We start from the raw sequence: 17,055 nt of genomic DNA, 5'->3' as shown, positions 1-17,055 counted from the left end.
AGCTGTGAAATACATCACTGCCGCGCGGGCTCAATCGGGCTACACTAAAGCTATCCTTAGCACAGGAGGCTTTCCTATGAATCAGTGTGACTATTTATTATTTCTGAAACAACTTCCTATGTTTAATGAAGTGCCTCTGTCCATTGTCGAAACCTTGCTGAAAAACGGGACGTTTATCCGCGGCTCATCTGACCAATCTCCATCCTTTCTTCATTCACAATCCGTTTATATTGTATTAAAAGGCAATATCCGTTTTACGGACAGCAGGCTCCCTGAAGGGTCGCAAACCGTTGCGCTGTGGGAAAAAGGCGATGTGTTTCCGATTGATGAAAAAGGCGGGCTCTCTTTATCGCCTTTTATCTCAGTCAATGCCTCACCGGATATTCTGGTACTCCATATTCCATATTCCGTATTTAAGCAAATGATGTCTTACCATCCGCGGCTGCAAATGAACTTTTTGGCGATGCTTCAGCAAAATGTCTTCTGTTCCTATCAGTTGTTTTTGCGGTATCTGCATACATCACGGGATGAAAACGCCGAACCCGGTTCTTAAACAGAACCGGTTTTTTTTGATGACGCCGGGCGTCCCCATATCGTTTGAAAATCCTTCCTGCTGCTCTGTGTGAACGTTTTGTGAAAAAAGCAGAGTGTGTGACATAGTTCACAAGGAAACGCGCCGTCTCTGTTTATAGTGTACATAGCATCACCTGACTCGGAAGGAGTGAACGATCATGAAGAAAAAGAAAATGAGTCCGTTGCTCAGGAGATTAAACTATTTTTCTCCTATCGAACATCTTTCAAATAACCATAGCCAAACGACAAGCGAAGATCGTGATTGGGAGAATGTATACAGAAACAGATGGCAGTACGACAAAGTCGTTCGCTCCACCCACGGCGTCAACTGCACGGGTTCTTGCAGCTGGAATATTTATGTGAAAAACGGAATTGTCACGTGGGAAGGACAAAACTTGAATTATCCATCAACAGGCCCGGATATGCCTGATTTCGAACCGAGAGGCTGCCCGCGGGGGGCCAGTTTTTCTTGGTACATCTACAGCCCGCTCCGTGTGAAATATCCATATGTGCGCGGTGTGCTGATCAATTTGTGGCGGGAAGCATTGCAGGCGCATCAAAATCCGCTGGATGCCTGGAAATCGATCGTTGAAAACCCTGAAAAAGCGAAGTCCTATAAACAGGCAAGAGGGAAAGGCGGCTTTGTCCGCGCGGAATGGCCGGAGGTGCTGAAGCTGATTTCAGCCTCTCTGCTGTATACAGTGATGAAATACGGGCCTGACCGGAATGTCGGTTTTTCTCCGATCCCGGCGATGTCCATGATCAGCCACGCATCAGGTTCGCGATTCATGTCGTTAATCGGCGGCCCAATGCTCAGTTTTTATGACTGGTATGCGGATCTTCCGCCGGCGTCCCCGCAAATTTGGGGCGACCAGACGGACGTTCCGGAGAGCAGTGATTGGTACAATTCAGGCTATATCATCACATGGGGCTCCAACGTTCCGTTAACGAGAACGCCTGATGCGCATTTTCTGGCGGAAGCCCGCTATAAAGGCGCTAAAGTCATTTCGATCAGTCCCGATTTTGCGGAATCCTCAAAGTTCGCAGATGACTGGCTGAGTATCCGCCAGGGGACTGACGGGGCGCTTGCGATGGCGATGGGTCACGTCATTTTGCAGGAATTTTACGTGAACCAAGAAACTGAACGTTTTATTGAGTACGCGAAGCAATACACCGATTTTCCATTCTTCGTCACTCTGTCAAAAGAAAATGGCGTATACACAGCGGGACGGTTTCTGCATGCAAAAGACATCGGGCGGCAGACAAAAAATGATCAGTGGAAGCCGGCGGTCTGGAATGAACAGACAGGTGCGTTTGCCATACCGCAAGGCACAATGGGCTCCCGCTGGGACGGGCAGCAGAAATGGAATCTGCACATGATCGACGAAGACACCGGGGAACAGATTGAGCCCCGTCTCTCCGTGCTCGGAATAGAGGACGAAATCGGCTCAGTGCGCATTCCGTATTTTTCAGATGACGGAAACAAAGTGCTTGAGCGGGATCTTCCTATTAAAAAACTGGACCTGAACGGTGAAGAGACGTACGTCACGACCGTGTTTGACTTGATATTGGCCAACTACGGCGTGAACCGGGGCATCGGCGGACAATCAGCCGCATCCTATGATGATCCCCGTCCGTTCACACCTGCCTGGCAGGAAAAGATTACGGGAATTAAAAGAGAAGCCGTTATACAGATTGCCAGGGAGTTTGCCCAAAATGCGATCGATACAGACGGCAGATCCATGATTATCGTAGGGGCGGGCATTAACCACTGGTTCAACTCCGACACGATTTACCGTGCGGTGTTAAATCTTGTTTTACTCGTAGGCGCCCAAGGTGTAAACGGCGGAGGCTGGGCCCATTACGTGGGGCAGGAAAAACTCCGTCCGGCTGAAGGGTGGCAGACGATTGCAACCGCAAAGGACTGGGAAGGCGTGCCTAAGCTGCAAAACGGCACCTCGTTTTTCTACTTTGCGACAGACCAGTGGCGTTATGAAGACCAGCCGATCAGTGACTTGGCTTCACCGATCGCCGCGTCATCCCGCTACAAGCATCACGCCGATTACAATGTGCTGGCGGCGCGATTAGGGTGGCTTCCGTCTTACCCGACATTCAATCAAAACGGCATTGATCTGTACAAAGAAGCTGAGAAAGCGGGGGCGGCGACACCTGAAGACGTAGGTGCGTACGTGGCCTCACGGCTTCAAGAAAAAAAACTGAAATTCGCGATTGAAGACCCTGACAATGAAGTGAATTTCCCAAGGAATCTCTTCGTATGGCGGGCAAATCTGATCTCAAGCTCAGGGAAAGGGCATGAATATTTTCTCAAGCATCTGCTGGGGACGACGAACGGTCTGATGAATGACGACAGCGACAGCATCCGCCCTGAAGAAATCAAATGGCGGGAGCAGGCGCCGGAAGGCAAGCTCGACTTGTTAATCAATCTTGATTTTCGAATGGCGGGTACGGCGCTGTATTCCGATATCGTGCTGCCGGCGGCGACATGGTATGAAAAACACGATCTCAGCAGCACGGATATGCATCCGTTTATTCATCCATTTGCTCCGGCCATCTCGGCGCCGTGGGAATCGAAGTCAGACTGGGATATTTTTAAGGCGCTGTCAAAAGCCGTTTCCGATCTGGCGGAAGAAGTCGATATGGAGCCGGTAAAAGAGGTAGTCGCAACGCCGCTTCTCCACGACACGATGCAGGAATTGGCCCAGCCGTTCGGCAAAATCAATGACTGGAGCAAGGGTGAATGTGAAGCCATTCCGGGAAAAACGATGCCGAACATCCATGTCGTTGAACGGGATTACAAACACATTTTTCCTAAAATGACCGCGCTTGGCCCTAATACGGCTTTAAAACCGAGCGGAACAAAAGGGATGAGCTGGTCGATTGCGGATGAATATGAATCACTCAAACAGAGACTGGGAGAAACCGATTCAAACAGCGTTGCCAAAGGATGCCCGAATATAAGTGAAGCGAAGCAGGCGGCGGAAGCGATTTTAACCCTGTCGTCCACCTCAAATGGAAAAGTCGCCGTGAAAGCATGGGAATCACTTGAAAACATTACCAATCTGGAGCTGAAAGACCTGGCGGAAGAGCGCGAGGAAGAATGCTTTACGTTCGAGCAAATTACAGCCCAGCCGAAAACGGTCATCACCTCTCCGGCCTTTACCGGTTCAGAAAAAGGAGGGCGCAGGTACTCGCCGTTTACGACGAATGTGGAAAAATTAATTCCATGGCGGACGCTGACCGGCAGACAATCCTATTATGTCGATCATGAACTGATGATGGAATTCGGTGAAACGATGGCGACATTTAAACCGATCCTCCAGCACCGTCCGTTCCTAAGCAAGCGGCCTGATCAAGAGGGCAAAGAAATCGTTCTTAATTATTTGACGCCGCATAATAAATGGTCCGTCCACAGCATGTATTTTGATTCTCTGCCGATGCTGACGCTGTTCCGCGGCGGGCCGACCGTGTGGATGAATAAAGATGATGCTGCGGATACGGATATCAAAGACAACGATTGGATTGAATGCTTCAACCGAAACGGCGTTGTCGTCGCGAGAGCGGTTTTGTCTCACCGGATTCCTAAAGGAATGGCGTTTATGCACCATGCCCAGGACCGCCACATCAATGTGCCCGGCACAAAACTGACGAATAACCGCGGAGGCACCCATAACAGCCCGACAAGGATTCACGTCAAGCCGACCCAGATGATCGGGGGCTATGCACAGCTCAGTTACGGCTTTAACTATTACGGTCCGACGGGGAATCAGCGCGATCTGAATGTCGTCATCCGCAAGCTGAAGGAGGTCGATTGGCTTGAAGATTAAAGCGCAAATCGGGATGGTCATGAACTTGGATAAATGCATCGGCTGCCACACGTGCAGCGTCACCTGCAAAAACACGTGGACAAACCGTTCCGGTGCGGAATATATGTACTTCAATAATGTAGAAACAAAGCCGGGCATCGGCTACCCGAAGCAATGGGAGGACCAGGACAAATATAAAGGCGGCTGGACGTTAAAAAAAGGAAAGCTTGAACTGAAATCAGGCCCGAAAACGAATCGGCTTGCAGGCCTTTTCTATAATCCGAATCAGCCGACGATTGATGACTACTATGAACCTTGGAACTATGATTATGAAACATTAACAAACAGCCCGCAAAAAAAGCACCAGCCGGTGGCGCGGCCGAAATCGTCCTTAACGGGGGATTTCATGAATATCGAATGGGGTCCGAACTGGGAAGATGATCTCGCGGGCGGCCATATTACAGGGCTTGAAGATCCAAACGTGCAAAAAATGGAGGAATCGATCAAAACAGAATTCGATGAAGTCTTTATGATGTATCTTCCGCGTATTTGTGAGCACTGCATCAATCCGGCGTGCGTGTCCTCCTGCCCGTCCGGCGCCATGTACAAACGCGAGGAAGACGGCATTGTGCTTGTTGATCAAAATGCATGCCGTTCATGGAGATATTGCGTCTCATCCTGTCCTTATAAAAAAGTCTATTTTAACTGGCAAACGAACAAAGCGGAAAAATGCACACTCTGCTTTCCGCGTTTGGAGGCGGGGCTGCCGACTATTTGCTCTGAAACGTGTGTGGGCAGAATCCGCTATCTCGGCGTCATGCTGTATGACGCGGACAAAGTGGAGGAAGCGGCCTCTGTTGAAAATGAAAAGGATCTCTACCATTCCCAACTGGACGTTTTTCTTGATCCGAATGATCCTGAGATTGCCAAACTGGCAAAAGAACAAGGCATCCCGGCTGAATGGATAGAGGCTGCGCAGCAATCGCCGATCTATAAAATGATCATCGACTGGAAGATTGCGCTGCCGCTTCACCCTGAGTACCGTACGCTGCCGATGGTTTGGTACATTCCGCCGCTCAGCCCGATTATGAATCTCTTTGAAGGAAAAGGAAGCCGGCAAACGGCGGAAGCGATTTTTCCGGCTATCGACCAAATGAGAATTCCGATTGACTATTTGGCGCAGCTGTTAACGGCGGGGGATACGGATCATATTCGGTCCACGTTAAAGAAAATGTCTGTCATGCGCCAGTATATGAGGGCGGTTCAGACAAATAAATCCATCGACCCGGCATTGGTCTCCAGTGTCGGCTTAACAGAACAGCAAATTGAAGACATGTATCGGCTGCTGGCAATCGCCAAATATGATGACCGTTTTGTGATCCCGAGCAGCCATCGAGAAGAAGTGTCAGATTTATATGCTGAACAAGGGAGCTGCGGCTTATCATTTTCAGGCGGCCCGGGCTCTTGTTTCTAACTTTTCATAAATGAGGTGTAATAACATGAACACCACAGACCGGCAAATGACGTTCTCCGCTCTTTCCGTTCTTCTCTCATATCCGGAGGAAGAGTGGAGAGCCGAGATTCCCGATTGGAAGGCTCTTATCCATGACATCACCAATCAGCAAATCCGTGAGAAATTGCTGCACTTTTTAGAGGCGGCGGCCGGCTTTTCTCCGCAAGCGCTGATTGAACACTATGTGTATACGTTCGATTTCGGAAAAAAAACGAATATGTACGTCACCTACTTTAACTCAGGCGAACAAAGGGAGCGCGGCATTGAATTGCTGCATTTAAAAAACACCTACCAGCAATCCGGTTTCCTGCCGACAGAGAAAGAACTGCCTGATTACCTGCCGCTGATGCTGGAATTCGCCGCGGTTGCGGAGATTGAAGCGGCGAGAAGCGTGTTTGAAAAATACCTGTCCAATGTGAGGGAGCTGGCTTCCCGCCTCGAAAAAAATGACAGCATCTATGCTGAGCTGCTGCACGTGCTGCAAGCCGCACTGGAAAACATCGGTGTACGTGAAAGCATTGAAGAAGGGGCTGTTCAGGCATGAGCGGGCAGATCCTGTGGGGCGTTATGCCATACATTGTATTGACGATCTTTATCGGCGGGCATATTTACCGCTATCAGCATGACCAATTCGGCTGGACGGCGAAATCAAGCGAGCTGTTAGAAAAGAAAAAACTTGCCGCTGGCAGCACACTTTTTCATTGGGGACTGCTGTGCGTTGTCGGCGGACATGTCATGGGAATTCTGATCCCGGAAGGCGTGTATGCTTCCCTTGGCATTTCAGAGCATATGTATCACAAAATGGCGATCGGCGCAGGCCTGCCGGCGGGGATTGCTGCATGTGCCGGACTTGTCATCCTGACGTACAGAAGGCTGTTTGACAAAAGAATCCGCAAAACCAGCTCGCCATCGGATATCTTGACGCTTATTCTGCTGCTGTTCATGATACTGTCGGGCGTTGCGGCCACATTTCTTAACATTGATTCGAAAGGCTTTGATTACAGGGCAACAGTCGGGCCGTGGTTCAGGGAAATTGTTTTGTTCCGGCCTGACGCTTCTTTGATGGAGAGTGTCCCGCTATGGTTTAAGTTTCATATCATCATAGGGTACGTCGTTTTTATCCTTTGGCCGTTTACAAGATTGGTTCACGTGTTCAGCCTGCCCCTCAAGTATTTGACCCGCAGCTATGTTGTCTATCGGAAACGCACGTAAAAATCCCCCCTGCAAGAGGGGGATTTTTTATGGTGAAAAAATAAAAACATAAGATATTTTCTGCCAAGGTAATGGCTGGGCGGCCGGGATTCCTGTTATGTTTTATTTGGAAATAACATCAACAAAAGGAGAGTGAAGAATGAAGCGGATTTTCCTCATTTTAGCCGCCTGTCTGATGACAAGCGCCGGCGTCCTGACACTCAGACATTCTCATGTATTAACCGGCGGCACAGCGGGACTGTCACTAAGCCTGTCATACTTGTTTCATTCCTCTTTTGCGATTATCTTCTTTCTGATCAATATCCCGTTTTATATATTTTCTCTCATCAGAATGGGAATCAAATTCACTCTATCCACCGTTTTTGCAGTCACAGTGCTGACTCTGTTTACCGGCGCGGATCACTGGCTGCCGCCGGTCTCTGTTTCACCGCTTGCCGGGGCGATTTGCGGCGGGGCGCTGATCGGGTTCGGCCTGTCGCTCATGTTTTATCATCAGGCATCGCTCGGCGGCGCCAATATCCTCGCTTTATTTCTGCAAAAGCGCTGCGGATGGAATCCGGGTGCCGTTAATTTCCTCTTCGATTTTGGCGTCGTGCTGGCCGGCATTTTTTCCGTCGGGTTGCTGAAAGGGCTCTTCTCCTTAGTGTCGATAGCGGTCACCGGTCTGATCATCGGCATCTTCAAAAATAAAATCAAAGGCAGCTGCTCGCTCAATCCGGCATTGCTTCAGAACATCACACCCGGCCAATCACAGGAAGCTTCATCATAAGCCTTTCCGCTCGTGCGGAGAGGCTTTTTCATATGTTTACAGGCCGGAAAACAGAGGGTATACAGAGATATCGGATCAGATGGGAGAGAGTCGGGATGCTGAAAAGGAGACTGGAATTTTGCTTTTTATATATGATGCTTATCGGAGCATATGTCATATGGTTTTTTCCGGTTTCCAGGCTTGAGTTTTACGGAGGGGTGCTTTGCTATGCAAGCATTATTTTGTTCAGCATCTATTCGTTAATTCTTGAAAACCGCACCTCGCAGCACACGCTGTTATGGATTCATATTCTTGTGTTTTTTCCGATCGCCGGGTACTTATTTTACCTTTTTTCCGGCCAGCTTTATGAAAAAGGCAAGCTGTTCAGGTCGAAACGGACATACAACCGGGAAAAGCTGAGAACGATATTTGATATGGAACAAACTCCCGACCTGACCGGGCTGAAAGGAAATCAGAAGCGTTTCTTTCAATATTCAATCAAGGCGTCCCATATGAATATCAATACAAAAAGCAGGCTGAAGGTGCTCAAAAACGGGGACGAAACATTTCCGGAGCTGTTTGAGGCGCTCCGGGAGGCCGCGTCATTTATACATATTGAGTATTACATGTTCAAATCAGACATGCTCGGGCACAAGATGATGGACATTATGATGGAAAAGGCGCGTCAAGGCGTGGAAGTGCGGTTTTTGTTCGACGCGGCCGGCAGTCTGAAGCTGGCCGGAAAAGATATTAAAAAACTGAAACGCGCGGGCGTGAACATCGTCCCGTTTCTGCCGCTGAAATACGGTTTTTTCAACCAAAAATTCAATTTCAGAAATCACCGCAAGATCGTCATCGTTGACGGGAAAGTCGGTTTTGTCGGCGGGCTGAATGTCGGCAAGGAGTATATCGGCAAAGACCAAGATGTCGGCTTTTGGCGGGACACCCATATGAAAGTCGAAGGAGAAATCGTTCAGACGCTCCACAGCATTTTTATGCTTGATTGGGAATACGTTTCGGATGAGGTGCTGATTGATCGGAAAGCATATACCCGCCCGGTTGCGGCAGAAAGCGGCGGCGTCTATCAAGTCGTTCCGACAGGCCCCGATATGAAGGAGCGGATGAGCGATCTGTATTATGCCATGATAGCGGCGGCCGAATCGTCTGTATGGATCGCGACGCCTTATTTCGTGCCGAATGAGCCGATCCGCACAGCGCTAAAGGAGGCTGCTGCCAGAGGCGTCCGGGTGCGTGTCATGGTGCCGGAAACCAATGACGGATTTTTAACCCAGTACGCGACGAGATCGTATTTCCCCGAGCTTCTTCGCGAAGGAATCGAAGTCTATTCTTATCAAAAAGGCTTTATGCATCAAAAGGTGCTCATCACTGACGGAAACCTCGCCTCTGTCGGGACGGCGAATATGGACATGAGAAGCTTTCAGCTGAACTTTGAAGTCAATGTCTTTTTTACAGATCAAGAGGCGATCAAAGATCTTGAAGCGCATTATCTGGAGGATATGAAGGAGTCTGAAAAAATCAGCCCCGTCCGTTTCTATAAGCGCACATTATGGGAAAGAACGAAGGAATCCTTCGCACGGTTATTTTCCGGCGTGTTATAAAAAACGCTTTTAAAACTCCTTGTGTATAGTATAATTGAGAAATATTATCATTAAGAACGAGGCACAAGGAGGACGGAATCGTGCTGCGACAATTTTTTTCTTATTATAAACCGTACAAAAAGCTGTTTTTTCTCGACTTCTTTTCTGCCATCGCCGGCGGATTGATGGAGCTGAGTTTTCCTCTGATTGTCAATTACTTTATCGATACATTGCTTCCGGGGCGGGATTGGAGTCTGATTATTTTGACTTCCGCTGCTTTATTCGGGGTCTACGCCCTCAGCTCGGCACTTCAGTATGTTGTGACGTATTGGGGCCATATGCTCGGCATTAACATTGAAACCGATATGCGGAAAAAGCTTTTCGACCATCTGCAAAAGCTTTCGTTCAAATTTTACGATAACAACAAAACGGGCAGTTTAATGTCCAAGCTCACCAATGATTTGATGTATATCGGAGAAACCGCCCACCACGGGCCTGAAGACCTGTTTATCGCGATCATGACGATTTTGGGCGCGTTCGGTGTGATGCTGTTTATTAACTGGCAGCTCGCGCTGTTGACTTTTATCATTATGCCGGTCGTCATTTGGCTTGCTTTGTATTTCAATAAAAAAATGACCTCTGCGTTTACAAAACTGAACAAAGACGTCGGAGACTTCAGCGCGAGGGTTGAAAACAATATCGGCGGCATCCGTCTTGTTCAGGCTTTCAGCAATGAAGCGTTTGAAACGCAGCGGTTTGACGTGAACAATCAGCGTTTCCGCAAAACAAAGCTGACGTCATATAAAATCATGGCGAAAAACGGCTCGATCAGTTACATGCTGACAAGATTCGTCACGCTGTTCGTCTTATTGTGCGGCACATGGTTCGTGATCCGCGGATCGTTATCTTACGGGGAATTCGTCGCTTTTGTGCTGCTGACGAACGTTCTGTTCCGTCCGATTGATAAAATCAACGCGATTATTGAGATGTATCCGAGAGGCATTGCCGGTTTTAAAAGCTTTATAGAAATACTGGAAACGGAGCCTGATATCAAGGACGCCCCGAACGCGAGACATGTGTCCGGTTTAAAAGGGAATATCCGTTATGATGGTGTGTCGTTCGGTTACGAAGAAAACAGTCCGGTTCTGTCGGGAATCAATTTGTCTATTCATGCCGGGGAGACAGTCGCATTCGTCGGGCCTTCGGGAGCGGGAAAATCAACGCTGACAAGTCTGCTGCCGCGCTTTTATGAGCCGTCTGAAGGCGTGATTTCCATCGACGGAATCGATATTAAGGACATGACGCTGTCATCATTGCGCGGACAAATCGGCGTCGTCCAGCAGGATGTCTTTCTGTTTTCCGGCACATTGCGGGAAAACATTGCTTACGGGCGGCTCGACGCGTCTGAGGAAGAAATCTGGCAGGCCGTCCGCCAGGCGCATTTAGAGGACTTGGTAAACGGGTATCCCGACGGTTTAAACACGGTGATCGGCGAGCGCGGCGTGAAGCTGTCAGGCGGGCAGAAGCAGCGGCTTTCCATCGCCAGAATGTTTTTGAAAAACCCGTCGATCTTAATTTTAGACGAGGCTACATCAGCCCTCGATACAGAAACGGAAGCCGCCATTCAAAAATCGCTGCAAGAGCTGTCTGAAGGACGCACAACGCTTGTGATCGCCCATCGGCTGGCTACGATTAAGGATGCGGACCGGATCGTCGTCGTCACGAAAGATGGCATCGCTGAACAAGGTCATCATAAGGAACTGCTGGCATCCGGCGGCATGTACCAGAGACTTCATCAGGCCCAATTCGGCGAGCTGATACATCAATAAAAGAAAAAGGATAGACGAGCGGGGGCCGGGAGCCTCCTGTCTATCCTTTTTTTATGTAGTCCGTATTTAATGGGCTTCTTTTTGCGCAGGTTCGATGATATGTTTGAAACGGTCAACAAGCTGCACCGCTTTCTTTCCTTCCACTACAATTAAATATTCTTGTTCTTTATGGGCCATTCTGAACGTTTCCAGCTCAATGATATCTTTGATTTTGCACATCGTTTTTTTAGAGTAGATATACAGCTCGTGGCCTCCCGTGTGGCAAAGCTGATAAAGCTGAAGCATGTTACGTAAAGTGAACTTCTTAGCAACTATTTTCAAAGATGTAATGTTTTTCATATGTTTTCTCCTCCGTCTGATGGTCTGTTATTTCGGAAATTCCCCATATAAACGGGTGATAAACCTGGTTATGCCTTCCACTTCAGCACTCCGCCCGCCAGGCGTTTGACTCCGCGGATGGCGCTTAATTCTTCGACGAGCCGGAGCAGCGCCCGGTCTTTCTCTTTCGCCTCAATCATAAAATCGATGTCCGTATCCCATTGTCTGAACCGCTCCAGCACCGGCAGAATAAAATTCGCATCCACATAGTCCGCATGACTGCGTACGGCTGATTCTGATTTTGGCGAGGAGAGATGGACCTTCGGCTTTAAGCCGATCCGCTGCCATGTTTTGATCATCCGCGGAAGAATGTCATCTAAATCAGCGTCATCGATCGGATTGGCGTAAAAATGGTGATAATCAAACACAAACGGAATACCTTCTTGTTCACATACACTGAGTGTTTCCTCGGACGTATATGTTTTATCATCGTTTTCTAAAGTCATCCGCTGTTTGATGACATCGGGAAGTTCTTTCAGATTCACGCGGAACCGGCCAAGCGCGCTTTGTTTGTCACCGTAAGCGCCTCCGACATGGATGTTGATGACGGAACGGTCCGCGATGCCCATTGCGTCCAGCATGTCATAATGATAGGCCATATCCTTGACCGCATTTGCGGTAATCTCCTGTTTCTGGCTTGTAAAAAGCGTGAATTGGTTCGGATGAAAGCTCGTTCTGAGATCATATTTTCTGACCAGCCCGCCGATCTCACGAAACTCCTGGCGAAACGGCGTGACAAAATCCCACAGCACATCCGGATGGGTGGCGAGCGGCACAATCGAGCTTGAGAACCTGTACAGCGGGATGCCGTGGCTGATCACATAGTGGATGGTGCGCAGCGTATTGGTAAGATTTGCTTTTGTCACAGAAAGCAGGGCGTCTTTCCGCTCACTGCGGGAAAGCTTGGTATAGCGCGCATATGTTAAGGTTTTTGCGGGGGACGCGTCCCAAAGGCGCATGGCGTTTGCGACGAATCCGAATCTGAACAGCATATGGTTTCTCCTTTATAAAAAGTAAGATATGGCCTTTCCCAGCCATTCTGCAGGAAGCTGTCTGACGGAGCGCTGTTTCACTTTTTCTAATGTGAGAAGCTCGGATTTTTCGATGTCCTGCTTTATGGTTGAAAGCACTTCCTTTGTAAAGGCTTCATCATGAATGATGACATTCACCTCTTCATTCCAGAACAGACTCCGTTTATCAAAATTCGGCGTGCCGATAATGCTGATGCGGTCATCAATAATGAAAGCTTTGACATGATAAAAGCCTTGATAATACCGATAGATGAGGCAGCCGGCCTTCAGAAGCTCGGGATAATAGGTAAAAGCTGTTTCCCGAACGAGCGGGTGGTCTGACTTCATCGGCACGATCAAGATGACTTTGACGCCTTTTCGGCAGGCTGAAATAAGCGCTTCCTGAAGCTTTTTGCTCGGTACATAATAAGGCGTGCCGATAATGATTTTTTTCTCCGCCTTACGGATGCAGTTTTCATAATGCGATTCAAGCGAAAAACCGTCAGACGCATATGTCCTATGAGAGATATTCCCTTCGGATAATGCCGGATAAACCCCGGGTGATCCGGGTGCTTTTCCGGTGTTTCGTTTCAGATCGCTTACAAAAAGAGTCTGAAGATCGGCCGTGCCTTCGCCGGTCATCCGCAGGTGATAATCCTCCCAGTTTCCGAACTTCGCTTTTTTGCCGAGGTACTCTTCAGCGATATTAAAACCGCCGACATAGCCGATTTTGCCGTCAATGACGGTCACTTTCCGGTGATTCCGTTTTTGCAGCCTGAAAAAAAGAAACGGAAATGCCGGTTTATTTAGAAAATGAACGTGAACGCCGGCTTTTTTCATCGTTTGAATGGAAGGCTTTTTCACTTGGCGGCTGCCCGCCCAATCGAGCAGCAGATATACGGAGACGCCGGCCTGGGCCTTTTCCTTCAATAAATGAAACATCTCATGGCTGACTTGGTCGTTCTTCATAATAAAAAACATCATATGAATAGAAGAGACAGCTTGGCGGATATCAGCCGTCATCTGCCGCACAAGCTCGCTGCCGCAGTGAATGAGTGTGATATCACTCTTTTTCGGGTCAAAAACGGGCTCATACGCCTGTTTTTTGTACGCCGCCCGGCCAAGCAGCATATCAAGCAGCATAAGTGCGATCAATATGATAAAAATGACAAGCAACACAAAAATGACCTTCATACCGACGCTCCTTTCCGAAGTATTCGTAGTGTGCCCTGAGAATGTGAATTTAATTATTGACTGAACACTCATTCATTATTTATGATAAAGTAAAGATATGACAATGAAGAGGGGTATCAGAACAAAGGGGGAGACAAGATGAACGCATTTCTCATGGTAAACGCGCTGCTGTTTTCAGCTGTAACCGCTTACGCCGTTTATTTATTCGTTTACCTGATCAGAACGAGGATCGCTTATATTAAGCTCGGCCAAAGGGAAGAATTTGATAAACGCCTGAAAGAACGTCTTCAGAAGATATGGGTGAATGTGTTCGGACAAAAAAAACTGCTGAAAGATAAAAAGAGCGGCATCATCCACGTTCTGTTTTTTTACGGTTTTATACTCGTTCAGTTCGGCGCAATTGATTTTATTCTGAAAGGGCTGCTTCCTGACCGCCATCTGCCGTTCGGTCCGCTTTATCCGGCGTTTACCTTTTTTCAGGAAATCGTCACGTTTCTGATTTTAGTCGCCGTAGTCTGGGCGTTTTACCGGCGCTACATTGAAAAACTCGTCAGACTGAAACGCGGGTTTAAAGCGGGGCTTGTCCTGCTGTTTATCGGCGGACTGATGGTGACGGTGCTTCTCGGGAACGCCATGAACCTTTTATGGCACGATCATTCTCTGTCTTGGACGGAACCGATCGCTTCCTCCATTGCGTTTGTGCTCGGCGGTCTTTCAGCGCCGGCAACCGCCGCCGTGTTTTATGTTTCATGGTGGCTTCATCTGTTGTTTTTGCTCAGCTTTTTAGTGTACGTGCCGCAATCAAAGCATGCGCACTTAATTGCGGGTCCGGCGAATGTGTTCCTCAGCAGGCTGGATTCAAAAGGAAAGCTGGAAAAAATCGATTTCACCGATGAGACGAAAGAAAGCTACGGCGTCGGAAAGATTGAAGACTTCCGCCGCTCTCAGCTTGTCGACCTTTACGCCTGCGTCGAATGCGGCCGCTGTACAAATATGTGTCCGGCCTCCGGTACGGGCAAGATGCTCTCGCCGATGGACCTCATTTTAAAGCTCAGAGACCATTTGACGGAAAAAGGCGCTGCCGTGACGTCAAAATCTCCGTGGGTGCCCGCGCCCGTTTTTCAGCACACGAAGGCGAATCAGCTCGCCGCGGCTTCCTCAGGGGGAGGATCGCGTGAAGCGGCCGCAGCCATTGATTACAACCCGAGCTTAATCGGCGAGGTCATCACGGAAGAGGAGATTTGGGCGTGCACCACTTGCCGCAACTGTGAGGATCAGTGTCCGGTCATGAATGAACACGTTGATAAAATTATCGATCTGCGCCGCTATCTTGTGCTTACGGAAGGGAAGATGGACAGCGACGCGCAGCGGGCCATGACAAGCATTGAAAGACAGGGAAACCCGTGGGGCTTAAACCGGAAAGAGCGGGAGAACTGGAGGGAGCAGGCTGATACAGAGATTCCGACAGTGAAAGAAATGAAAAAACAAGACAAAGCGTTCGACTGCTTGTTTTGGGTAGGCTCAATGGGTTCCTACGATAACAGGAGCCAAAAGATTGCCGTCTCATTTGCAAAGCTGCTTAATGAAGCGGGCGTATCCTTTGCGATTCTCGGCAATAAGGAAAAAAACTCAGGCGATACGCCGCGCCGTTTGGGCAACGAGTTTCTGTTCCAAGAGCTGGCGGAACACAACATCGGCGAATTTGAAAAACACGGGATCAAAAAAATCGTCACGATTGATCCGCACGCCTATAATATGTTCAAAAATGAATATCCTGATTTCGGATTCCGGGCCGAAGTCTATCATCATACTGAATTATTAGCCGAGCTTGTGTCACAGGGGAAACTAAAACCGCTTCACCCGGTGAATGAAACGATTACCTTCCATGACTCGTGCTATTTAGGAAGATACAATGAAGTGTATGAGCCGCCGAGAGCGATCTTAAAAGCCATTCCGGGCGTTCAATTGAAGGAAATGGAGCGCAGCCGCGAAAACGGGATGTGCTGCGGCGCCGGGGGAGGGCTCATGTGGATGGAAGAAGAAACGGGAGCGAGAATCAACACGGCCCGGACTGAGCAGGCGCTTTCTGTCAGTCCGACGGTCATCAGCTCCGGCTGTCCTTACTGTCTGACCATGCTCGGTGACGGTACGAAAGCGAAAGAAGCCGAAGACGCGATCGGCACTTATGATGTCAGTGAATTGCTCGCCATGTCTGTATTCGGCGCCGAAAAACAAGAGTCTTTATAGAAAGAAGCGGGCCGCCGGCGCATATGCCGGCGGCTTTGTTTTCGCACATCAGCCGATTTATGAAGGGACGGCTCTAAAATTTCTTAAATTACGCTGTTAAGGGTAGCATATTCTGTTTTAATTTGTTTATAATGAGAGGTATGGTTTATGAACAAAACAATACAAATTCGTTCTTATTATAGGATAGAAACAGATACATATAAGTAATAGAAAGGGAGTGTCCGACCTTGAGTATCAAACAATATTCTCAGGAACAGCTGAAGCAGATGGCTTTAGTTGAAATCGCTCACGAAATTTTCTCAGAACATAAAAAACCGGTTCCGTTCCAGGAGCTGCTGAATGAAATGATCTCCTTGCTCGGTGTTACGAAAGAGGAACTGGGCGACCGTATCGCCCAATTTTATACAGACCTGAACATTGACGGCCGCTTTATTGCTCTGTCAGACCAGACGTGGGGGCTTCGCAGCTGGTATCCGTACGATCAGCTGGACGAAGAAACACAGCCGACTGTAAAGGCGAAAAAGAAAAAAGCGAAAAAAGTCGTTGAGGAAGATCTCGACCTTGATGAATTCGAGGAAGTTGACGAAGATGACATCGATCTCGATGAAATAGAAGAAGATATTGACCTTGAAGCAGACAGCTTTGACGACGAAGATATCGATGAAGAAGATGACGACGAGCTTGAGATCGAAGACGAGATGATTGAAGAAGATGAGGAAGATTATGATGATGAGGAAGAGGATCGCAAAGACTGATTTTATATCAGCAAAACGATCTTGACTTTCATTGTCGAACTATGTAGTATGTATTTTGGGCTCTTCAAAAAGAAGAGAATTCATAAGAGTGCTACGCTCCCTTTCAAGAAATTGAAAGGGAGCTTTCTTATTTTCATCTCCCAAATTCTTTTACACATCATTTGTTTTTAGTGA

Annotated in this window: 13 protein-coding genes; 10 read left to right on the top strand and 3 right to left on the bottom strand. The window is 48.4% G+C overall.

The genetic code is table 11. The features are described from left to right. The first annotated feature begins 76 nt into the window (after positions 1–76). From JNUCC21_RS19505 to JNUCC21_RS19470, 8 genes are all read left to right on the top strand, one after another. A complete protein-coding gene (locus tag JNUCC21_RS19505; protein WP_007407629.1) occupies positions 77–553 on the top strand; it encodes a Crp/Fnr family transcriptional regulator in 477 nt (158 codons plus the stop codon). A gap of 178 nt (positions 554–731) precedes the next feature. Beyond that, positions 732–4,418 carry a nitrate reductase subunit alpha gene (locus tag JNUCC21_RS19500; RefSeq protein ID WP_369878415.1) on the top strand — a complete coding sequence of 1,229 codons (3,687 nt, stop codon included), beginning with the start codon at positions 732–734 and terminating at the stop codon, positions 4,416–4,418. After that, the gene (gene narH / locus JNUCC21_RS19495; protein ID WP_007614408.1) at positions 4,408–5,871 is read left to right on the top strand and encodes a nitrate reductase subunit beta; all 1,464 of its coding nucleotides are present in this window, start codon (positions 4,408–4,410) and stop codon (positions 5,869–5,871) included. The genes JNUCC21_RS19500 and narH overlap by 11 nt, the downstream gene beginning before the upstream one ends. 25 nt (positions 5,872–5,896) lie before the next feature. Next, entirely contained in the window at positions 5,897–6,454 is a 558-nt protein-coding gene (gene narJ, locus JNUCC21_RS19490; protein ID WP_222835452.1) for a nitrate reductase molybdenum cofactor assembly chaperone, read from the top strand. After that, complete coding sequence (gene narI / locus JNUCC21_RS19485) at positions 6,451–7,122, top strand: respiratory nitrate reductase subunit gamma (RefSeq protein ID WP_338816575.1); 672 nt, start codon at positions 6,451–6,453, stop codon at positions 7,120–7,122. The genes narJ and narI overlap by 4 nt, the downstream gene beginning before the upstream one ends. Positions 7,123–7,261: 139 nt before the next feature. Continuing rightward, positions 7,262–7,891, top strand: coding sequence for a YitT family protein (locus JNUCC21_RS19480; RefSeq protein ID WP_007407623.1), 630 nt, complete (start codon positions 7,262–7,264; stop codon positions 7,889–7,891). Positions 7,892–7,986: 95 nt separating this feature from the next. Further along, a complete protein-coding gene (gene cls, locus JNUCC21_RS19475; protein WP_007407622.1) occupies positions 7,987–9,489 on the top strand; it encodes a cardiolipin synthase in 1,503 nt (500 codons plus the stop codon). A gap of 80 nt (positions 9,490–9,569) precedes the next feature. After that, on the top strand, positions 9,570–11,297 hold the full coding sequence (locus JNUCC21_RS19470) for an ABC transporter ATP-binding protein (protein ID WP_025285416.1): 1,728 nt from the start codon (positions 9,570–9,572) through the stop codon (positions 11,295–11,297). A 66-nt stretch (positions 11,298–11,363) separates the two neighbouring features. On the opposite strand, the gene JNUCC21_RS19465 is transcribed toward JNUCC21_RS19470, so the two are convergent. From JNUCC21_RS19465 to cls (JNUCC21_RS19455), 3 genes are all read right to left on the bottom strand, one after another. Further along, positions 11,364–11,636 carry a hypothetical protein gene (locus JNUCC21_RS19465; RefSeq protein WP_059367630.1) on the bottom strand — a complete coding sequence of 91 codons (273 nt, stop codon included), beginning with the start codon at positions 11,634–11,636 and terminating at the stop codon, positions 11,364–11,366. Between the two features lie 68 nt (positions 11,637–11,704). Beyond that, on the bottom strand, positions 11,705–12,667 hold the full coding sequence (gene uvsE / locus JNUCC21_RS19460; protein WP_369878414.1) for a UV DNA damage repair endonuclease UvsE: 963 nt from the start codon (positions 12,665–12,667) through the stop codon (positions 11,705–11,707). Between the two features lie 12 nt (positions 12,668–12,679). Next, positions 12,680–13,879 carry a cardiolipin synthase gene (cls, locus tag JNUCC21_RS19455; RefSeq protein WP_020954350.1) on the bottom strand — a complete coding sequence of 400 codons (1,200 nt, stop codon included), beginning with the start codon at positions 13,877–13,879 and terminating at the stop codon, positions 12,680–12,682. A gap of 138 nt (positions 13,880–14,017) precedes the next feature. Between cls (JNUCC21_RS19455) and JNUCC21_RS19450 the strand changes: the two genes are divergently transcribed. Beyond that, positions 14,018–16,126, top strand: coding sequence for a heterodisulfide reductase-related iron-sulfur binding cluster (locus JNUCC21_RS19450; protein WP_369878413.1), 2,109 nt, complete (start codon positions 14,018–14,020; stop codon positions 16,124–16,126). A 227-nt stretch (positions 16,127–16,353) separates the two neighbouring features. Continuing rightward, positions 16,354–16,881, top strand: a complete 528-nt coding sequence (gene rpoE, locus JNUCC21_RS19445) for a DNA-directed RNA polymerase subunit delta (RefSeq protein WP_007407616.1) — start codon at positions 16,354–16,356, stop codon at positions 16,879–16,881. Positions 16,882–17,055 lie beyond the last annotated feature (174 nt).

Source organism: Bacillus sp. JNUCC-21, from assembly GCF_041222765.1.
GTDB lineage: Bacteria > Bacillota > Bacilli > Bacillales > Bacillaceae > Bacillus > Bacillus velezensis.
Note: the sequence above shows the minus strand (reverse complement) of the source record. Positions and strands in the feature narration are given on the sequence as shown.